The sequence below is a fragment of the Methylophilus sp. genome, from assembly GCF_052173275.1.
Classification (GTDB): domain Bacteria; phylum Pseudomonadota; class Gammaproteobacteria; order Burkholderiales; family Methylophilaceae; genus Methylophilus.
On the sequence record NZ_JBQMUL010000002.1, the window covers coordinates 1,991,720 to 2,011,295 of the forward strand.

At 51.7% G+C, this 19,576-nt stretch carries 17 protein-coding genes; 13 read left to right on the top strand and 4 right to left on the bottom strand.

The genetic code is table 11. The features are described from left to right. Positions 1-20 precede the first annotated feature (20 nt). The 4 genes from pepP to ACTS9Y_RS10890 are packed head-to-tail and all read left to right on the top strand — an operon-like array spanning position 21 to position 4,563. A complete protein-coding gene (gene pepP / locus ACTS9Y_RS10875) occupies positions 21-1,346 on the top strand; it encodes a Xaa-Pro aminopeptidase (RefSeq protein WP_442585947.1) in 1,326 nt (441 codons plus the stop codon). Next, complete coding sequence (locus tag ACTS9Y_RS10880; protein ID WP_442585948.1) at positions 1,339-2,553, top strand: FAD-dependent monooxygenase; 1,215 nt, start codon at positions 1,339-1,341, stop codon at positions 2,551-2,553. Before pepP ends, ACTS9Y_RS10880 begins: the two co-directional genes overlap by 8 nt. Then, the gene (locus ACTS9Y_RS10885; protein ID WP_442585949.1) at positions 2,543-3,769 is read left to right on the top strand and encodes an FAD-dependent monooxygenase; all 1,227 of its coding nucleotides are present in this window, start codon (positions 2,543-2,545) and stop codon (positions 3,767-3,769) included. The genes ACTS9Y_RS10880 and ACTS9Y_RS10885 overlap by 11 nt, the downstream gene beginning before the upstream one ends. Before the next feature lie 29 nt (positions 3,770-3,798). Then, on the top strand, positions 3,799-4,563 hold the full coding sequence (locus tag ACTS9Y_RS10890) for a DsbC family protein (RefSeq protein WP_442585950.1): 765 nt from the start codon (positions 3,799-3,801) through the stop codon (positions 4,561-4,563). Between the two features lie 81 nt (positions 4,564-4,644). Here ACTS9Y_RS10890 and ACTS9Y_RS10895 read toward each other — a convergent pair whose 3' ends face one another. Both ACTS9Y_RS10895 and pilB read right to left on the bottom strand, forming a co-directional pair. Continuing rightward, positions 4,645-5,868, bottom strand: coding sequence for a type II secretion system F family protein (locus tag ACTS9Y_RS10895; RefSeq protein WP_442585951.1), 1,224 nt, complete (start codon positions 5,866-5,868; stop codon positions 4,645-4,647). Between the two features lie 35 nt (positions 5,869-5,903). Beyond that, a complete protein-coding gene (gene pilB, locus ACTS9Y_RS10900; RefSeq protein WP_442585952.1) occupies positions 5,904-7,625 on the bottom strand; it encodes a type IV-A pilus assembly ATPase PilB in 1,722 nt (573 codons plus the stop codon). A 341-nt stretch (positions 7,626-7,966) separates the two neighbouring features. Between pilB and ACTS9Y_RS10905 the strand changes: the two genes are divergently transcribed. Continuing rightward, positions 7,967-8,170, top strand: coding sequence for a cold-shock protein (locus ACTS9Y_RS10905; protein ID WP_015831543.1), 204 nt, complete (start codon positions 7,967-7,969; stop codon positions 8,168-8,170). Positions 8,171-8,287: 117 nt separating this feature from the next. Here the strand turns inward: ACTS9Y_RS10905 and icd are convergent, their stop codons facing one another. Next, the gene (icd, locus tag ACTS9Y_RS10910) at positions 8,288-9,523 is read right to left on the bottom strand and encodes an NADP-dependent isocitrate dehydrogenase (RefSeq protein ID WP_442585953.1); all 1,236 of its coding nucleotides are present in this window, start codon (positions 9,521-9,523) and stop codon (positions 8,288-8,290) included. Between the two features lie 10 nt (positions 9,524-9,533). On the opposite strand from icd, the gene ACTS9Y_RS10915 reads away from it, so the two are divergent. Continuing rightward, positions 9,534-10,064 carry an rRNA large subunit pseudouridine synthase E gene (locus ACTS9Y_RS10915; RefSeq protein ID WP_442585954.1) on the top strand — a complete coding sequence of 177 codons (531 nt, stop codon included), beginning with the start codon at positions 9,534-9,536 and terminating at the stop codon, positions 10,062-10,064. Between the two features lie 45 nt (positions 10,065-10,109). Further along, positions 10,110-10,820 (top strand): type 1 glutamine amidotransferase, encoded by a 711-nt coding sequence (locus ACTS9Y_RS10920; protein ID WP_442585955.1) that lies wholly within the window; start codon positions 10,110-10,112, stop codon positions 10,818-10,820. Between the two features lie 13 nt (positions 10,821-10,833). Here ACTS9Y_RS10920 and ACTS9Y_RS10925 read toward each other — a convergent pair whose 3' ends face one another. Then, positions 10,834-11,718, bottom strand: coding sequence for a lysophospholipid acyltransferase family protein (locus tag ACTS9Y_RS10925; protein ID WP_442585956.1), 885 nt, complete (start codon positions 11,716-11,718; stop codon positions 10,834-10,836). Positions 11,719-11,877: 159 nt separating this feature from the next. On the opposite strand from ACTS9Y_RS10925, the gene ACTS9Y_RS10930 reads away from it, so the two are divergent. The 6 genes from ACTS9Y_RS10930 (at position 11,878) to ACTS9Y_RS10955 (ending at position 19,564) form a co-directional block, all read left to right on the top strand. After that, complete coding sequence (locus ACTS9Y_RS10930; RefSeq protein ID WP_442585957.1) at positions 11,878-13,356, top strand: lipopolysaccharide kinase InaA family protein; 1,479 nt, start codon at positions 11,878-11,880, stop codon at positions 13,354-13,356. A 20-nt stretch (positions 13,357-13,376) separates the two neighbouring features. Beyond that, positions 13,377-15,095: a carbamoyltransferase family protein gene (locus ACTS9Y_RS10935; protein WP_442585958.1), complete on the top strand. Its 1,719-nt coding sequence runs from the start codon at positions 13,377-13,379 to the stop codon at positions 15,093-15,095. Between the two features lie 219 nt (positions 15,096-15,314). Beyond that, positions 15,315-17,129, top strand: coding sequence for a phosphogluconate dehydratase (edd, locus tag ACTS9Y_RS10940; protein ID WP_442585959.1), 1,815 nt, complete (start codon positions 15,315-15,317; stop codon positions 17,127-17,129). A 163-nt stretch (positions 17,130-17,292) separates the two neighbouring features. Next, positions 17,293-17,922, top strand: a complete 630-nt coding sequence (eda, locus tag ACTS9Y_RS10945) for a bifunctional 4-hydroxy-2-oxoglutarate aldolase/2-dehydro-3-deoxy-phosphogluconate aldolase (RefSeq protein WP_379035619.1) — start codon at positions 17,293-17,295, stop codon at positions 17,920-17,922. Between the two features lie 93 nt (positions 17,923-18,015). Further along, positions 18,016-18,693 carry an HAD family hydrolase gene (locus ACTS9Y_RS10950; protein WP_442585960.1) on the top strand — a complete coding sequence of 226 codons (678 nt, stop codon included), beginning with the start codon at positions 18,016-18,018 and terminating at the stop codon, positions 18,691-18,693. 52 nt (positions 18,694-18,745) lie between these two features. Beyond that, complete coding sequence (locus tag ACTS9Y_RS10955; RefSeq protein WP_442585961.1) at positions 18,746-19,564, top strand: glycosyltransferase family 2 protein; 819 nt, start codon at positions 18,746-18,748, stop codon at positions 19,562-19,564. The last annotated feature ends 12 nt before the right edge of the window (positions 19,565-19,576 follow it).

Sequence of the window (19,576 nt, forward strand, 5' to 3'; positions counted from 1 at the left end):
GGATCACTTTGAGTTTTTTCATGAGTTTTTCCATGCACGAATCTTCGCGGCAAGAATTTTCCCAGCGTCGTCAACAACTGATGTCCCGCATGCAGGCCGGTGTCGCGGTGATTCCCACGGCGGCAGAAGTCACGCGTAATCGCGACAGCCATTACCCTTATCGTTTTGATAGCTATTTTTACTACCTCACCGGTTTTAAAGAGCCCGAGGCAGTACTGGTGCTGGTGGCCGGTGCAGAAAACAAAAGTATTCTTTTCTGCCGTGACAAGGATATTGAGCGCGAGATCTGGGATGGTTTCCGCCATGGTCCGCAAGCGGCCAAGGATGAATTCGGATTTGATGAAGCCTATTCCATCAACGAGCTGGATGAAGTATTACCTAAACTGATGGCGAACCAGCCTGCGCTGTTCTATAGCCTGGGCAACGATGCCGGTTGGGATGCCAAAGTCACCGGCTGGCTGAACACGGTACGCGCGCAAACGCGCAGCGGCATACAGGCGCCTGCGGCAGTGGTTGATGTGCGTCAACACATAGATACCTTGCGCCTGATTAAATCCCCCTGGGAAATAGAAGTGATGCGCCGCTCGGCGGAAATCGCTGCCGGTGCACACAACCGCGCCATGCAGGTGGCGAAGCCAGGCAAATGGGAATATGAAATCGAGGCGGAATTTCTGCATGCGTTCTATAGCCACGGCGCGCAGGCACCGGCTTATACCAGCATTGTGGCTGGCGGCGCCAATGCCTGCACCCTGCATTACAACGCTAACAATGCACAATTGAAAGACGGCGATTTGCTGCTGATTGATGCCGGTTGTGAGCTGGACGGTTATGCGTCTGATATCACACGTACTTTCCCGGTCAACGGGCGCTTTAGCGGTCCACAAAAGGATTTGTACGAGCTGGTGCTGGCCGCGCAGGCAGCCGCGATTGCCAGCGTCAGTCCCCAATATCACTGGAATGCGCCGCATGAAGCTGCGCTTGATGTGCTGGTGGATGGCTTTATCCATTATGGATTGTGCCAGGGCAGCCGTGACGAGGTATTGGAGAATGGCAGTTACCGCCAGTTTTACATGCACAGGACCGGCCACTGGCTGGGCCTGGATGTGCATGATGCCGGGGAATACAAAACTGCGGCCGGCGACTGGGTCATGTTGCAGCCAGGCAATGTGCTGACCGTGGAGCCGGGTTGCTATGTGCGGCCTGCGGAAAATGTGCCTGCCCATTTCTGGAATATCGGTATCCGGATTGAAGACGATGTGCTGGTGACTGCCACCGGGCATGACGTGCTGACAGCGGCAGCGATTAAATCTGTGAGTGATATTGAAGCGTTGATGCGCAATGCATGATAAGTATGTATATACAGGGAAGCCCACAAATTTGAAGCAAACTCTGACGCATCCCGTAGTGATAGGCGGCGGCCCGGTGGGCCTGGTGCTGGCATTATCATTGCAACAGTCCGGCGTGCCGGTGACTGTGCTTGAGGCACAGCAGCCGGGTGCCATGTACGGCGATGGCCGCGCATTGGCTTTGTCATATGGCACGCGGCAGGTGCTTGAGCAATTGGGTGTCTGGCATCAGCTGGAATCTACCGTGACAGCGATTGAAACGATTCATGTCTCGCAGCAGAAAGGCTTTGGCCGCGCTTTACTTAAGGCGGGCGAACATCAGCTGCCAGCGCTTGGCTATGTGGTTTCCTACGGCGCATTGATGCAAGCCCTGGATGCACGCATCACTGAAACGAAGTCTGGCATAGAAGTGTGTTACCAGGTGCCAGTTCAGCAGTTGCAGGTGGATGCCATTGCGGCAGAAGTGACTTTTCAAACTGCTACTGCCGCTAGTTCTGAGATACTGGTGACGCCACTGGCGGTGATTGCTGATGGTGGGCGCAGCCTGGAAGCTATCCCCGGTTTGATCAGGGAAACCAAACATTACGGCCATGATGCATTAGTTGGCCTGGTGCAAAGCGAGCTACCGCACCGAAATATGGCTTACGAGCGATTTACCCCGTATGGCCCGATGGCACTGTTGCCGAACGGCGAGCAGTTTTCCCTGGTCTGGACCGGTGAACAGGCATATATAGACCAGATCGCCGCACTGGATGATGATGCCTTTTTACAGGCGTTGCACCAGGCGTTCGGCGATCGTGTCGGCAAGTTTTTACAGATAGGCAAACGCGGCAGGTTTCCGCTGAAACTCAGCAAGCTGGAACAGACTTTCCCTGCACATTGCGTGGTGATAGGCAACGCAGCACAAACCATGCATCCCGTGGCCGGGCAAGGCTTTAATGTCGGTATCAGGGACGCCATGGCGCTGGCTAAGAATATCGCCAGCACTACAGCGGCAGAGTGGGGCGCTGCGCACAGACTCACCGAATATCATCAGTCTCGCGCGCGTGATACCAGCCGCGGATTGCTGTTTACCGATTTCCTGGTCAATGTGTTTTCGAATGACCTGATTGGGGTCGGGCTGCTACGCGGGGCAGGCCTGGGCGCACTTAGCCTGTTGCCGGTTGCGCGTCGCTTTCTGGTCAATAAGATGAGTTATGGCAGCTAGTAAACCGTTGATCAGTAGCGATGTGGTCATCGTCGGCGCTGGGCTGGTGGGCCTGACGGCCGCCATTGCTATATCCAGGCTGGGTAAAAAAGTGGTGCTGACAGATGCCAAACCACGCCCGCAGCTGCCTGATGGCTGGGCCGAAGACACCACGCGCTGGGATGCCCGTATCTACGCCTTAACCAATGAAACAGTACAGTGGCTGAGTGAAATAGGCGTGTGGCAGCAAGTGCCTGCCAGTCGCGTCAATGTCATGAACAGTATGCATTTGTGGTCACCTACCGCCATGCACGCTAGCCCCAGCCTGCGCCTGGATGCTGAAGATGCGCATCTGGCGCATATGGGCTGGATAGTCGAAAGCCAGGCGCTGATACATGCCTGCTGGCTGGTGTTGGCAGAATTAGAAGGATTGAATGAGTCAGAAGTGACCATCATCACTGACGCCCCGGCGCAGTCAATGCAACAATCTGGTCATATTGTGCAGTTAATATTGCCGCAACATCGCATTGAAGCACAGTTGCTGCTTGGTGCTGATGGCGCCCGTTCATGGGTACGTGAGCAAAGCGGTATCAGGGTCAGCGGCGTAGATTTTGAGCAGACCGCCCTGGTGACTAATTACCTGGCTGAACAAGCGCATGGCAATATCGCCAGGCAATGGTTTGGGGCGCATGAGACACTGGCGTTGCTGCCCATGCCGCAACAGCAGGTCTCCCTGGTGTGGGCGTTGCCAGAAGATGAAGCCGCTATGAAACAGGCGCTGTCGCCAGAAGCATTGGCCGCACAGGTCGAGCAACGTTGTGGCCATGTGCTGGGCAAACTGCGGCCACATGGACCTGTGCTGGGGTTCCCACTGACCCAGCAGACAGCGGATGACATGGCATTGTCTGGGGTACTACTATTAGGCGATGCTGCACATCAGGTGCACCCGATGGCAGGGCAAGGCGTTAATCTGGGTTTCCAGGATGTGCAGGCCTTGTGCAGTGAGTTGGCCAAGCTGCCAGCTTTGCGCCCGATGGGCGATGCAGGGTTTCTGCGTCACGTCATGCGCATGCGGCAAATGGATATCCTGAAAATGCATGCGCTGACGCGCGGCCTGGATAAATTGTTCTCCCGGCCGGAATCGGCATGGACGCATGCCGCTATCCTGGGTTTACGCGGGTTGGAAAACAGTGCTATGCTAAAACGATTTTTAATTCGCACCGCCACACAAGGTTAAGTGGTGTGCACGCTAAGAAAGAGTGATTTATGAAAAAAGGTTTTTGGCATTCTGCCATTCGCAAGCTGAGCTTACCGGTTTTACTCAGCGCAGGCTTACTCAGCGTCGGTTTGCTGGGTGCAGTGAACAGTGTTGCAGATGAAGCTTCAGTCAGAAAAGCCATTGAAGCGGCTTATCCGAAAATTAAGGTCGATAGCGTGACTAAAACCAGCTATTCCGGTTTATATGAAATCTTCATGGGTGGGCAGATCATCTACACCGATGACAAATTCAGTTTCCTGATCGCTGAAGGCCACCTGGTTGACCCGAAAACCAAAAAAGACATCACCGGCGAACGCATGGATGAACTGACTAAAATCGACTTCAATAGCTTGCCACTGGACCAAGCCATCAAAGTAGTGAAGGGTAATGGTGCGCGTAAGCTGGTGGTGTTCTCCGATGTGGATTGCCCCTTCTGCAAACGCCTGGAGCAGAACGAGTTGACCAAGATCAATGATGTGACTATTTACACTTTCCTCTACCCGATCGAGCAATTGCATCCGGATGCCGCCAATAAGTCACGCAGCATCTGGTGCGCCAGCAACCGCGTCAAAGCCTGGCAAGAGTGGATATTCAATAATAAATTGCCAACGACCACCGCTAAATGCGAAGTGCCGCTGGAAAAAGTAGGTGAACTGGCCCACAAGATTGGCGTAAACAGCACGCCGACCCTGTTTTTTGAAAACGGCAAACGTATGTTAGGTGCGCAGCCTGCTGACGAGATCGAAAAAGCGCTGCAGACTGCCAAGAAATAGTTTTTCGCGCATTGATGATAGGCAAAAGGCCGGGTTTCCCCGGCCTTTTGTTTGTGTGATCGTATCCTTTCAGACTGGCTTTTAACCGCCGCCGCTGACCACTTTACCCATTTTGAAGATAGGCATATACATGGCTACGACCAGGCCACCAATGAGGACGCCTAATACCACCATGATCACCGGTTCCATCAGGCTGGAGATAGACGCGACAGCGTCGTCTACTTCGCCTTCGTAAAAATCAGCCACTTTGGTCAGCATAGAATCCAGCGAACCGGATTCTTCGCCAATCGCTGTCATCTGTATCACCATGTTGGGGAACACATTGGCATTTTGCATGGAAACTGTCAGGCTGGTGCCGGTGCTGACTTCGCTTTGTATCCTTTTAGTGGCGTCATAATAGACCTTGTTGCCAGAAGCACCGGCCACGGAATCCAGCGCTTCTACCAGCGGCACCCCGGCCGCAAACATGGTGGAAAGGGTGCGGGCAAAGCGCGCGATGGTGGCTTTGCGTATCAACGCGCCAAAAATAGGCAGGCGCAGCATCAGGCGGTCCATGGAGGCTTGCAGTTTTTCTGAGCGCTTCCAGGTGTAGAGGAAAAACCAGATTCCAAAGCCGAGCGTGCCAAAGATGGCCCACCAGTAGTGTACAAAAAAGTCGGAGATATTAATCACAACCACGGTTGGCCCGGGGAGATCGGCGCCAAAGCTGCTGAATAGATCTTTAAATGCAGGCACCACAAAAATCATGATCACGGCCGTGATGACAAATGCCACCACGATAATGGAGACTGGATACACCAGGGCGGATTTGATTTTGCTTTTAATGGCCTGGATTTTTTCTTTATAAGTGGCCAGCCTGTCGAGCAAGGCATCCAGGATACCGGCCTGCTCACCGGCCGCGACCAGGTTGCAAAACAGGTTATCAAAGTACAAGGGGTATTTGCGGAAGCCAGCACTTAAACTGCTGCCGGTTTCAACATCCGCTTTAATATCAGCCAGCAATTTGGCCACTGCCGGGTTATGGTGACCTTTGCCGACGATATCAAATGCCTGTAGTAAAGGCACACCGGCTTTCATCATGGTCGCCAGCTGGCGGGTGAATAACGTAATGTCTTTATCCGTCACTCGCCCTTTAATGGTCAGCGAGCTCTGTTTTTTGACTTTAGTCACGGCAATGCCCTGGCGCCGTAAAGTAGCGTTGACCACGGCTTCGCCGTTGGCACGCATTTCACCCTTGACCACCTTGCCTTTGCGGTCTTTGCCTTCCCAAAGGAAGACAGATTGTTTGATATTTGCAGTTGCCATAATGTTTTCTTACTGATGATTCATCAAATGGTGCATTATTCGTTGGTAACAGCTTCCACTTCCTCGATAGAAGTCAGGCCCTGTTTCACTTTGAGCAAGCCTGACTCGCGCAAGTCCCTCACGCCTTCGCGTTTGGCCTGTGCAGCGATATCCATGGCATTGCCGCTTGCCATGATGATGCGCGCCATTTCTTCACTGACCGGCATCACCTGGTAAATGCCCACGCGGCCTTTGTAACCATTATTGCAGTGCTCGCAGCCGCCTGCTTTCGCATCATATAACTGCCAGCTGCCATCCAGCTCAGCCTCTTTAAAACCAACGCTCAGCAACGCTTCTTTGGGTACATCTAAAGGCACTTTGCAATGTTTGCATAAGCGCCTGGCCAGACGTTGTGCTGTTATTAACGTCACTGCCGAGGCAATATTGAAGGGGGCAACGCCCATATTTACCAAACGAGACAAAGTGGTCGGTGCATCATTGGTATGCAAGGTAGATAACACCATGTGGCCGGTAGAGGCAGCCTTAATCGCCATGTCGGCCGTTTCCAGGTCGCGAATCTCACCAATCATGATGATGTCCGGGTCTTGCCGCAGAAACGATTTGAGTGCCGCGGCAAACGTCAGGCCCTGTTTGTCGTTAACGTTAACCTGGTTAATGCCCGCTAGCGGGATCTCTGCAGGATCTTCAGCGGTGGAGATATTCACGCCTGGGTCATTGAGCAGGTTCAAGCAGGTATAAAGCGAAACCGTTTTGCCTGAGCCGGTCGGACCGGTGACCAGCACCAGGCCATAAGGGCGCTGAACCGCTTTAAGCAAGGCTTCTTTTTGCTCAGGCTCATATCCCAGCGCTTCAATGCCCAGCGTGGCGCTGGTCGGGTCCAGAATCCGCATCACGATCTTTTCACCATAAATCAGTGGCAAGGTGCTGACGCGGAAGTCAATCGAGCGTGTTTTCGAGAGCAGCAACTTCATGCGGCCATCTTGCGGGATTCTTTTCTCGGAGATATCCAGATTGGAGATCACTTTGATACGCGACGCCAGTTTGTCTTTAATCGCCAGAGGCGGCTGCGCCATGTCCCTGAGCACACCATCAATACGGAAGCGGATGCGGTAATACTTTTCGTAAGGCTCGAAATGCAGGTCAGAGGCGCCCATATTGATCGCATCCATCAAGATTTTTTGCAGGAATTTAACCACAGGCGCGTCGTCAACTTCTTGCGTGACTTCGGCTTCCTGCTCCTGATTCGTTTCTTCCAGCCCTAAATCAAAGTCATCGCTACCCGCATTCAATGACGCCATGCTGGTGTCTTTAGACTCAACAATCCTGTCTATCCATTTGCCTAGCTTGTCGTCTTCCACCACCAGTGGCGATAAGGTCGCCCCCATTTGAAACTGTATGGTATCCAGTGCCTGCAGGTTGGTCGGGTCGGAGATCGCAATGTAGGCCACATTGCTTTTTTGTTGCAGCAGCAACACGCGTTGCGACTGCATCAGTTTGATATCGATGGTTTTCGCCGGTAACGACTCCTGTTCCAGCGCATCCAGGTCAAAGAATGGAAAGCCAAACGCGTCTGAAGCAGCCTGTGCGATCAGCCGCGAGGAGATTTTTTTCTGCGCTAGGATCGCCGCCACAAAACTTATTTTTTGCGTATGTGCTTTTAGCTGAAGCTCACCCGCTTCATCTTCGCTAATGAGCGCAGATTGCACCAGTGTACGCGCCATACCGCCAAGTTTTTGTGTACTGCCAAGCGTTGCCATAAAGTGATATCTGAGCTCGAGTTAATCCAGTTAATGTATTGATACAACAATACTTTTTCCTGAGTATACTTTGTATGGCCTTTGATCAAATCAAAGAAAAGACGTACTCTCATGCAGCATTTATACAAATTTTAATCAGATTTACGCCAATTCGCGAAAAGATGAAAAATTACGCTTGACATTTAAATAATGCTGAATGTATAAAGTCCTCAAGGCGTTTGCGTTCAGGTTTTTTGTAGCCGTCTTTAAGTAAAGCAACGCTTGTTTATTGCGACTTAAGTACTTGAGACAAACTTTTGGGGCGCCTCCCTTTAAATAAGTAAAAAAAGTAAGGAAGTAAAATGGCAACAGGTACCGTGAAGTGGTTTAACGACTCTAAGGGTTTCGGATTCATTACGCCTGATGATGGCGGTGACGATTTATTTGCGCACTTTTCCGCAATCGTTGAGTCTGGCTACAAAAGCTTAAAAGAAGGTCAGCGCGTCAGCTTTGATTTGACGGAAGGCCCAAAAGGCAAGCAAGCAAGCAATATCCAAAAAGCATAATGATCGTTTAGGGGCACCAAATGTAAACGGCTCACACATTGGTGAGCCGTTTTTTGTTACGCCATTGTTTAATGGCGTTACTTTAACGCATGACGCTTATGTAGCGCATATGGTGGCTTACATCTGCTTGATGATCTCATCGCCAAACTCGGCTGAGCTCACTTGCGTCGCGCCTTCCATCTGGCTGGAGAAATCTCCCGTCACACGCTTGCTGGCGATGGCTTTACCCACGCCACTGATGACCAGGTCTGCGGCTTCTACCCAGCCCATATGGCGTAGCATCATCTCTGCTGACAGAATCAAAGAGCTCGGATTGGCCAGGTTTTTACCGGCGATTTTAGGCGCCGTGCCATGCGTGGCTTCAAACATGGCGATGGTGTCGCTCAGGTTAGCACCTGGTGCAATGCCAATGCCACCCACTTGTGCCGCCAGCGCATCACTGATGTAATCGCCGTTAAGGTTGAGGGCAGCAACTACATCGTGATCTTCCGGGTGTAGCAAAATCTCCTGCAGGAACGCATCCGCAATACAATCCTTGATCACAATGCCATTAGGCAGTTTGCACCAAGGGCCGCCGTCGATCAGCTCCGCGCCAAACTCTTCTTTAGCCAATTGGTAGCCCCAGTCACGGAAGCCACCTTCGGTGAACTTCATGATGTTGCCTTTGTGGGTGATGGTCACCGAGGTACGGTTGTTATCAATCGCGTATTGAATCGCTTTGCGAATCAGGCGTTTGCTGCCATCGATAGAAACTGGTTTGATACCGATAGAAGACGCTTCAGGGAAGCGGATTTTCTTGCGCACACCCATGTCGCTCAGAAAATTAATGACTTTCTTGACCTCTTCAGACCCGGCAGCCCATTCGATCCCTGCATAAATATCTTCAGTATTTTCCCTGAAAATGACCATGTCGGTTTTTTCAGGATGTTTGACTGGGCTAGGTACGCCTTCAAAATACTGAATCGGGCGCAGGCAGACGTATAAGTCCAGTTCCTGGCGCAGGGTCACATTGAGTGAACGAATGCCGCCGCCGACTGGCGTGGTCAGTGGGCCTTTGATGGAGATGACATAGTCTTTCAGCACCGCCATGGTTTCATCCGATAACCAGGTATCTTTGCCGTAGACTGCGGTGGATTTCTCACCGGCGTAGACTTCCATCCATGAAATTTTGCGCTTGCCGCCATAGGCTTTTTCTACGGCGGTATCGACTACTTTAATCATTGGTGGCGTAATATCTATCCCGATACCGTCGCCTTCAATAAAGGGGATAATAGGTTGGTCGGGAACATTTAGGGTATTATCGGCATTCACGACGATTTTGCTGCCAGTCGCTGGCACCTTGATTTTTGACATAGCGCTTTCCATGTTGTTACTGTTTAACAAACCTTTTAACGTCGTCTGCCAGTTCACTCCTCACGAGAAACATGCGACGCTTAAAGACTATATTCCGATTCCCAACGTATATGCGGCCGGGCGGCTGGATACCGATTCTGAAGGATTGCTCATTTTAACCGATGACGGTGCTTTGCAACATCGTTTAAGCCATCCCAAACACAAAGAAATCAAAACCTACTGGGTTCAGGTCGAAGGTGCTCCTACACAAGCAGATTTGATGCCATTGCAGCAGGGTGTTGATTTAGGTGACTTTGTGACGCAGCCCGCACAGGTGAAAATCATCACTGAACCTGCCCATTTGTGGCAGCGCGAGCCACCTATCCGTGAACGCAAAGCCATCCCAACCACCTGGCTAGAGCTGAAGATAAGCGAAGGCAAGAACCGCCAGGTACGCAGAATGACGGCGCATGTGGGCTTTCCGACCTTGCGGCTGATACGTTATGCCATCGGGCCATACAATCTGGACGGAATCTTGCTTGGTAAATATAAAGCAGTTTAATTTAAGCAAATATAGTCGCAAGCAAAGGAAGCGAAAAGGGTCAGTATGAAACCGGTGGTTGTTTTCAGGCACGCCTGCTGCGAAGGTGCAGGCTATTTAGGCACTTTTTTAGCGCAACATGCCATTCCGTGGTGCGAAGTACGTATTGATAAAGGCGAAGCAGTGCCTGACTCAGTCGAGGCTTATAGCGGTATTGTGCTGATGGGCGGCCCTATGAGTGTCAATGATGACTTGCCGTGGATTCCACCTTTGCTGGATCTGATCCGTGAATCTGTCGATAAGGATATCCCTTTGCTAGGGCATTGCCTGGGTGGCCAGCTGATCAGCAAGGCGCTAGGTGGTACAGTGAGCAAAAACCCGGTCAAAGAGATAGGCTGGGGTGAGGTGTCGGTGCTGGATAATCAGCTAGCGCAAGAATGGTTTGGCGAGTTATCCGGCTTTAACAGCTTTCACTGGCATGGCGAAACTTTTACCATCCCTGACGGTGCGAGCCGTGTGCTGGCTAGCCCGTATTGCGAAAATCAGGCCTACGCCTTTGGTAAACATATCGGCTTTCAGTGCCATATTGAAATGATGCCGGAAATGGTCAGGATGTGGACTGATAAGTGGAAAACGGATATTGCCGAGTCTTCGTCAAGCCCGGCTGTGCAATCTGCCGAATCCATGCTGGCAGAAGTCGAATCGGGTTGCGATCAATTACACACGGTGGCCGATAAAGTGTATAGCCGCTGGATCCAGGGTTTGGTACATAGTTAATATGCGCTAAGGGTTACTGGTCTGGTATATCTGCTGTTGTATCAGAAGAGTGCTTTTCAAGCTTATGCATGGCGTATCGCCGCTGTTTAAAGCGGTTGTACTGCCATAGATATTGTGCCGGACATTGTGCAATCTGCCGTTCAATCGCCTGGTTAAGCAGGGCAGGCGTATGAATATCGTCGACACGGGACAGGTGGATATTAAAGCCTCTACCGTCGGTTAGCCGTTCACCAAATGCCATCACCACCACTGCATTAGACTTGCTGGCCAGTTTGCTGGCCAGCCCCATGGTATACGCCGGTTTGCCAAAAAAATCCGCCCATTCGCCTTCGCCACTGCGGGGGATCTGGTCAGGCAATATGCCTACCGCCTGCCCGGCTTTGAGCGCCTGCAATAGTTTTCTGACACCGCTGGCATTGGCTGGCGCCATGGACACTTGGCCTTTTTGCCGCCCATTCACCACCAGGTTGCTGAGCGCTTGCATTTTGGGTGGACGGTACAACACGGTAATGGGATGGCGTGAGCCATAATAAACCGAGGTGATTTCAAAACAGCCCAGATGTGGCGTCAAGAAGATCAGCCCTTTGCCCTCCTGTTGCGCCTGCGTCACGGCTTCCCAGCCATTTACCTCCTGAATCAACGGTAACAGACGTTCAGCGGATTGCCCCCAGATAAAAAAAGTTTCCAGCAAGGCTTTGCCAGCCTCTATGCGGCTGCGCTTCATTAATTGTCTGGCCTGATCATGGTTTTCGGTCAGGCCGCTTTGCTCGATATTGGTAAGCGCAATGCGGTTGCTTTTGCCATCCAGCCAATAGGACAGCGTGCCTAATCCGGCCCCCAGTCTATGCACCCAGCGCAGGGGCAGGCAGGCAATACATTTGCAAAAGTAAAACAGCATGAATGATCAATCACAACCAAAATTTGAAGGTGTGCCTATCTTAACAAACTCTGGCGGGCAAGCCGCAACTGGCCGCCAAGTTTTTATGCTTTGCTATTGCGGCATGCATCAGGCGCGGTTTGCAGTAAAATAGACCATTACTCTGAAACGACACTCTGCATGCCGGACCTGGAAACGACCTCTCATCCTTTAACGACTGATATAGCGCCTGCAGCATGCCCGGTGGTCACTGAGGGTGCAGTGATACTGTCAGATGGCAGTGCCTTGACGCAGTTAGTGGTGCACCGTATGTTACCTGGCCGCCGTTGGGTATTCAGCGCGCAGTGGCAAGGACAGGCCGTATTCGCCAAGGTGTTTACTGGCCCGCAGGCAGATAGATATGCGCAACGGGATGCGCAAGGGGCTTTGTGGCTGGCTGAGGCTCAGCTGCTCACGCCTGCCTTGCTATGGCAAGGCCATGCGCAAAACGGGCAGGCGCAGGTATTGATTTATGCTGCGATCCCCCAGGCCGAGAACGTGCAGCAAGTTTATGCGCACAGCGATGCTGGTCAACGATTGGCACTGATTGAAAAAGTCGTCCGCGTACTGGCGCAGCAACATGCGGCGGGTTTGGTGCAGACCGATCTGCATCTGAAAAACTTTATGCTCGCCCATGAGCAGGTATGGTCGATTGATGGCGATGGCATACGCCAAAAAACGTTATCCAAACGCGCTGCTTACCAGCAGCTTGCGGCACTGATAGGCAAGCTTGCGGTACTTGACCAGCAGGCATGGGAGGCACCGTTGCTAAGCGCTTATCAGCAAGCACGACTATGGTCGGCTGACTGCCATCCACCGCAGATACTGGCCTGGGCCGCCCGTGACAAAGCCAATGCGGTGCGTGAATATGTAGAGCGCAAAATCTTCCGTAACTGTAGCGATGTGTTGTGGCAGCAAACCTCTACATTTGTATTGGCGCGCAATGCACATGCGACTTTGCCTGATTTGAACCCGCATTTACTGGAAGCGGCCATGCACGCGGGCAGTATCCTCAAAGACGGCAATACCAGTACCGTGGTACGCGCCCGGCTGGCGCAACTGGATGTGGTCATCAAGCGCTACAATATCAAACACCTGCTGCATGCACTTGGCCGATGCTGGCGCCCAAGCCGGGCGGCGCATTCATGGTCTAACGCACATCGCTTGCAGTATTATGGATTTTTAACGCCGCAACCGTTGGCGATGCTGGAAAAACGCTTTCTTGGCTTGCGTGGTGAAGCCTATTTTGTGTCTGCCATCAGCGCCTTGCCCGATGCACTGACTTTTTTTCAGACGGTTAAAAACGATACTTTACGCGCAGAAACGCTCAGGCAATTGGCGCTTACCTGCTACCAGTTCTACCTGTTGAAGATTTCGCATGGAGATCTGAAAGCCAGTAATTTACAGGTGGATCCGCAAGGCCAGATCGTAGTGATGGACCTGGATAGCATGCAGGAACACCGCTGTGCCAGACGCGCTCTACGTGCACATGCGAGGGACATCCGCCGATTGCTGCAAAATTGGAAAGACGATACTTCGCTGTATAATGCGCTGTTGCAAAGTTTTCAGACGGTGTATGCAGATCACACACCGCTAAAACTGGCAGGCATTTCTATTTAAATCTACTAAAGAGTCACTGAATGATTGTATTAGGGTTATCCGGCGCACTGGGGCACGATGCTTCTGCAGCTATTCTGGTCGATGGCAAAATCATTGCCGCGGCCGAAGAAGAGCGTTTTATACGCGACAAGCACGCCAAAAATCACTGGCCGTATGAGGCAGCTAAATTCTGCCTGAAGCAAGCGGGTATCACGCCTGAGCAAGTCGATATCGTGGCTTTTCCCTATGGCGAGATCTCCCTGGCTTCGCCTGCGCGCTGGCACTACGCCAAGCGTTACTGGTATGCGCCGGACCGCGCACTGGATGCGATTTTTAACGGTAACCGCCGTTTCCGCCGCAATCGTGATAAATCCCTCAAACTGATGCAGGATCTAGGTTTGAGCAAGGCGAAATTCGTGCCGGTTGAGCACCATTTGGCGCATGCTTCCAGTGCTTATCATCTGAGTGGCTTTAAAGAAAAAACCGCTATTGTCGGCATTGATGGCAAAGGCGAATACGCCACCACTTTCTTTGGCTATGGCGAAAACGGCAAGATTCACAAAATAAAGGAATTCTACGACCCGGATTCGTTAGGTGGCCTCTACGGTGCCATTACCGAGTACCTGGGCTTTGAAATGCTCGATGGCGAATTCAAGGTCATGGGCATGGCGCCGTATGGCGACGCCAAGAAATATGATTTAAGTCGTCTGGCCAAATTTGAAAATGGCGAGCTGGTGATCAACACCGAATATGTGAACGTAGTCGGGTTGCGCCGGTATAAAGAAAACGGCAAAGGCTTTTATTTCACACCGAAACTGATTGAATGGTTAGGACCCAAGCGCTCTGGCGATGAGATCGATGATCCTTATATCCATTATGCCGCGAGCGTGCAGCAGTTGCTGGAAGACTTGGCGCTGCAGATGGTTGAGTATTACCTGGGCGACATCATCCGCGAAACCGGCAAGATCGTGATGGCAGGTGGCGTGGCGCTGAATGTCAAACTGAATCAGCGCATCATTTCCCTGCCGCATGTGAAAGAATTATTCGTGCAACCGGCGGCCGGTGATAACGGCACCAGTTTAGGTGCGGCGACTTATGCTGCTCACCAGGCCGGTGAAACCATCCATAAAATGGAACATGCTTACCTTGGGCCCGCATTCAGCAATGAAGAATGCATCGCCGCCTGTGAGTCGCATCCGGAAAAGCCCACATTCACACGGGTTGAGAATGGCCCGCAAAAAGCAGCTGAGTTACTGGCGGCAGGTAATCCATTGGCCTGGTTCCAGGGGCGTATGGAGTTTGGCCCACGCTCATTAGGCTGCCGCAGTATTTTGGGTGACCCGAGCTTTCCTGGCGTGGCAGACCGTATCAATGCGCAAATCAAATACCGTGAGCGCTGGCGGCCGTTTTGCCCGAGTATGCTGGATCGTGTCGCAAAAGACATTCTGCAAACGGACCATCCGGCGCCTTATATGACCTTCACCTTTGATGTGAACCCGGCCTGGAAATCTCGTATCCCGGAAGTGGTGCATGAAGATGGTACCGCGCGGGCACAGGTGGTCACGAAGGCCACTAATCCGCGTTACTATGCGCTGATTGAGCATCTGGAAACCCTGCGTGGCAACGGCGTGGTGTTGAACACCTCGTTGAATCGCCGTGGCGAGCCTATGATTTGCAGCCCGACCGATGCGTTGAATATGTTTTATGGCTGTGATCTGGAATACCTGATGCTGGAAGATGTGCTGGTGACCAAAAGTTAAATCCATCAATCGCTTATTCCGGTTTAAGTGTTTGGAATCATTCAAAAAAATAGAGGTGGACCCTCTTTTAGGTTTGACTGATTCCAGTAGTTTAGCGATAATCGGGAATAGAGTTCGGTTTGGACTCATATACAATAAATCCCCAAACTGTGATTAAAAGCAAGTCAAAGCAGTTCATCAGGGTAGTTCAGTAGTTAAAACACAGTTGAGCGATAGTCAATGAAACAATCTCACATTGAAGTAACAGAACGCATCATCGAGCGCAGTCGACCGACCCGCAAGGCTTATCTGCAGCGCATTGATGATTATCTCAACCGTGAAAAAGGTCCGGATCGCTTGGGCTGTGCCAACGTGGCACACGCATTTGCGGCCATGCCTCAAAACGATAAATTCAAGATTTACGCTGAAAAGCCAGCCCACATCGGCATCGTCACGGCTTATAACGAAATGTTGTCAGCGCACCAGCCTTACGTCAATTATCCGGACATCATCCGTGATGAAGCGCGTAAACACGGTGCGACCGTACAAGTCGCTGGCGGCGTGCCCGCCATGTGTGATGGGATCACCCAGGGTGAACCTGGTATGGAGCTGAGCCTGTTCAGCCGCGATACCATCGCCATGAGTACAGCCGTGGCCTTGTCGCACGATGTGTTCGATGCCTCGTTGCTATTGGGCGTCTGTGACAAAATCGTGCCAGGCTTGCTGATCGGTGCTTTGCATTTTGGCCATTTGCCATGTGTGTTTGTGCCTGCAGGCCCAATGAGCACCGGCATTGATAACACTTCTAAATCCAAAGTGCGTGAACAATATGCGCAGGGTCTGGTCGGCCGTGAAGAGTTGCTGGCCAGTGAATCTGCCGCTTACCATGGCGCGGGTACCTGTACGTTTTACGGTACTGCCAACAGTAACCAGATGTTGCTGGAAGCCATGGGCTTGCATGTGCCAGGCGCTGCATTCATCCATCCGCACGATGGTATGCGTGAAGACATGACCCGCGAAGCGGTGCGTATGGTCTTGCAAAACACCCAGAAGAATAAATTCGTACCGATTGGCCGTTTGGTCGATGAGCATGTGATTGTTAACGCGATGGTCGCTTTACTCGCGACTGGCGGTTCTACTAATCACCTGATCCATTGGGTAGCGGTTGCCCGTGCTGCCGGTATCGTGATCGACTGGACCGATTTCCACTACCTGGCCAGATCGACCCCATTGCTGGCGAGTGTTTATCCTAACGGTAAAGCCGACGTGAACGAATTCCAGGAGGCCGGTGGCCCTGGTTTTGTGATCCGCGAGCTGATCGAAGGCGGCTATATGTACCCGGATGTTTACACCGTCAGTGGCGGTGGCATGCGTGACTACGGTAAAAAGCCGGAGAAACAGGACGACAAGCTGGTATGGAAAGATTATCCGGCAGAAAGTGGCGATGAAACCATCGTGCGTACCGCGGCTCACCCATTCAATGAGTCCGGCGGCCTGCGTTTGCTGAAAGGCAACCTCGGCCGTAGTGTGATCAAGATTTCTGCGGTGCCTGAAGACAGGCATATCATTGAAGCGCCAGCCATTGTGTTTGATGCACAGGAAGAACTGCTGGCCGCCTTTGACCGTGGCGAACTGGAAAAAGACTTTATTGCCGTGGTCCGTTTCCAGGGCCCTAAAGCCAATGGCATGCCAGAACTGCACAAACTGACACCGCCGCTGGCTGTGCTGCAGAACAAAGGTTTCCGTGTGGCTATCGTGACTGATGGCCGTATGAGTGGAGCTTCCGGCAAGATCCCGGCAGCGATTCACTTGAGCCCTGAAGCCAGTGCTGGTGGCCCGATCTCAAAAATCCGCAGCGGTGACATTATTCGTTTGAATGGGACGGTTGGCCAGTTGAATGTACTGGTTGATGAAGATACCTGGGCTGAACGTGAGACTGAAGAGTTGAGCGATGCCAAGCGTCACCATAATGCGCATGGCCTGGGTCGTGAATTGTTTGGCGGTATGCGCAGGAATGTGCTGTCTGCCGAAGAAGGCGCAATCACCTGGTTGTAAATTAAAATGGCGTCGCAATACGGCGTTGCAGTGCGCTTGCCGTACTGATCGTACTGTGTGCGCTTCTGCGCCTAGTCTTGCTTAGCCATTTGAATTTACAGGGCAGATAAAAGTTTATTTTTAAGTATTGAATTCAATTGTTAATTAGGTAAATATTTCATACATGAGCACATTAGATTTAGCGAACCATGGCCCGGTCATTCCGGTAATTGTTATCAACAAAGTGGAAGATGCTGTGCCTATGGCAGAAGCCTTGCTGGCAGGTGGCGTGAAAGTGCTGGAAGTGACTTTGCGCTCGCCGGTTGCCCTGCAAGCCATGGAGCAGATTGCCAAGCATGTGCCTGATGCGATTCTGGGTTCAGGCACTGTGCGTAACCTGAAAGATGCGCAAGCCTCTAAAGACGTTGGTTGCCAGTTTGCTGTGAGCCCAGGTTACACCACTGAGTTAGGCCAGTTTGCCCGTAAAATCGGCCTGCCATTGCTGCCAGGTGTGTCTACCGGTTCTGAAATCATGATGGCGAATGCTGATGACTACTACTTCCTGAAGTTGTTCCCGGCTGTGGCAGTGGGTGGCATCAACCTGCTGAAAGGCTTTGCTGGCCCGTTTGCTGATGTGAAGTTCTGCCCGACCGGTGGCGTGAGTGTTGAAAGTGCTCCACAGTTCCTGGCATTGCCTAACGTAGTGGTCTGTGGCGGTACCTGGTTAACACCAAATGACGCGGTTGAACGCAAAGACTGGGCGCATATCACCAAGCTGGCAAAAGAAGCTTCAGCGATTGTTGCTGCCAAATAATTCAGACTGCGCAAGTCGTCACAATTAAGGTAAATCAAATCCGCTATAATCAAGGCTTGTAGTCATACAGGCCTTTTTTATTGCCCTCCGCTTATGTCCCAATCCCTGAATCTCGAAAAATATAAAACCATCGTGCTTGATTGCGATGGTGTCGTGCTGAACAGCAACCAAACCAAGGTGGATGCTTATTACAATACCTCCAAACGCACCGGTGGCACTGATGCGCAGGCACAGGCTTTTGTTGATTACCATATCAAGCTGGGCAGCATCCCGCGCAACGATAAAATCCGTTATTACATCAGCGATATCCTGAAACAGCCTTTCAGCGAGGCGTTTTTTCAAACACTGATGGATACCTTCACCGAGATCCTGGATGAAACGCTGATGCAATGCGAGGTTGCGCCGGAGTTGCAACATTTAAAAGAAAAAACCGCGCATGCCAAATGGATGCTGATGTCTGGTGGTGACCAGGCAGAGCTACGCAAGATCTTCCCGCGTCGCGGACTCGACCAACTATTTGAACTGGGGATTTACGGCGGGCCAACCAAGAAGAACGAGCATCTGGAGAAGATGATTGCGGACGGCACTATACAGTTTCCGGCATTGTTTATCGGCGATAGCCGCTTTGATCACCAGGCCTCAACCGGGGCTGGTCTGGACTTTGTATTTGTCTCGGACTGGACCGATATGCCGGACTGGCAAAGTTATTGCAAACAGCACCAGGTGACGGTCAGCCATCATCTGGAATTTCAGCCGTATACTGACTTTTAAGTAGCGCCTGCGCCTTTTGAGTGAACCATTACACTAGCTTATAATGCCGGTCATGACGACAGACAACAAACAAGTCACCATTCTGGTGCCTAACTATAAAACGCCGGAAATCACCAAGATCTGTATGCGCCTGTTGCGTCAATACACTGATTTCAGCCAGGTGGAAGTCATTGCGATTGACAACAATTCGCAGGATGCATCGCTGGAGTATTTGCGCTCTTTGCCGTGGGTGACTTTGATTGAGCGCCAGCCTGCGACGGACGATACTGTGCCGCTGTCGCACTCGCGCGCGCTTGATCTGGCATTAGCCAAAGTCACGACACCGTATGTGCTGTCTATCCACACCGATACTTTTGTGAAACGGGCAGACTGGTTACAGTTCTTGTTGCAGCCCTTCACAGAGAATCCCAAGCTGGCGGGTGTAGGCTCGTGGAAGCTTGAATCCAAAACCACGCTGGAGCGCTGGGGCATCCGTTTTGAACAATCCTGGAAGAAAGCATTGCACCAATGGTTTGGTTATCGCGGCTATAACCCCAATCGCCTGGATGAAAGTAAATACTATTTACGTAGCCACTGCGCCATGTACCGTACGGATATCATCCGTGCACTGAATACCAGTTTTTCGGATGACAACAAGACTGCGGGCATGGTGATGCACCAGAAAATGGTCGCTGCGGGCTATGAGATGCGTTTTCTGGATTCTGTGCAATTGGGCCAGTATGTGGACCATCTCAACCATGCCACGCTGATATTCAACCCTCAACTGGGTACTAGCGAAAAGAACATGCGTGAGGGTGCCAAGCGCATCAATGCCAAATTGCGCGGCATCGATGGTGAAGCCATTCTTGCAGACAGCCGCCTGGATCAATAATAAAAAATCATC

Bases quoted from the DNA above. Each gene is read 5' to 3' on its own strand.
- pepP (WP_442585947.1), top strand. From the start codon at position 21: ATGAGTTTTTCCATGCACGAATCTTCGCGGCAAGAATTTTCCCAGCGT.
- ACTS9Y_RS10880 (WP_442585948.1), top strand. From the start codon at position 1,339: ATGCATGATAAGTATGTATATACAGGGAAGCCCACAAATTTGAAGCAA.
- ACTS9Y_RS10885 (WP_442585949.1), top strand. From the start codon at position 2,543: ATGGCAGCTAGTAAACCGTTGATCAGTAGCGATGTGGTCATCGTCGGC.
- ACTS9Y_RS10890 (WP_442585950.1), top strand. From the start codon at position 3,799: ATGAAAAAAGGTTTTTGGCATTCTGCCATTCGCAAGCTGAGCTTACCG.
- ACTS9Y_RS10895 (WP_442585951.1), bottom strand. From the start codon at position 5,868: ATGGCAACTGCAAATATCAAACAATCTGTCTTCCTTTGGGAAGGCAAA.
- pilB (WP_442585952.1), bottom strand. From the start codon at position 7,625: ATGGCAACGCTTGGCAGTACACAAAAACTTGGCGGTATGGCGCGTACA.
- ACTS9Y_RS10905 (WP_015831543.1), top strand. From the start codon at position 7,967: ATGGCAACAGGTACCGTGAAGTGGTTTAACGACTCTAAGGGTTTCGGA.
- icd (WP_442585953.1), bottom strand. From the start codon at position 9,523: ATGTCAAAAATCAAGGTGCCAGCGACTGGCAGCAAAATCGTCGTGAAT.
- ACTS9Y_RS10915 (WP_442585954.1), top strand. From the start codon at position 9,534: ATGTTGTTACTGTTTAACAAACCTTTTAACGTCGTCTGCCAGTTCACT.
- ACTS9Y_RS10920 (WP_442585955.1), top strand. From the start codon at position 10,110: ATGAAACCGGTGGTTGTTTTCAGGCACGCCTGCTGCGAAGGTGCAGGC.
- ACTS9Y_RS10925 (WP_442585956.1), bottom strand. From the start codon at position 11,718: ATGCTGTTTTACTTTTGCAAATGTATTGCCTGCCTGCCCCTGCGCTGG.
- ACTS9Y_RS10930 (WP_442585957.1), top strand. From the start codon at position 11,878: ATGCCGGACCTGGAAACGACCTCTCATCCTTTAACGACTGATATAGCG.
- ACTS9Y_RS10935 (WP_442585958.1), top strand. From the start codon at position 13,377: ATGATTGTATTAGGGTTATCCGGCGCACTGGGGCACGATGCTTCTGCA.
- edd (WP_442585959.1), top strand. From the start codon at position 15,315: ATGAAACAATCTCACATTGAAGTAACAGAACGCATCATCGAGCGCAGT.
- eda (WP_379035619.1), top strand. From the start codon at position 17,293: ATGAGCACATTAGATTTAGCGAACCATGGCCCGGTCATTCCGGTAATT.
- ACTS9Y_RS10950 (WP_442585960.1), top strand. From the start codon at position 18,016: ATGTCCCAATCCCTGAATCTCGAAAAATATAAAACCATCGTGCTTGAT.
- ACTS9Y_RS10955 (WP_442585961.1), top strand. From the start codon at position 18,746: ATGACGACAGACAACAAACAAGTCACCATTCTGGTGCCTAACTATAAA.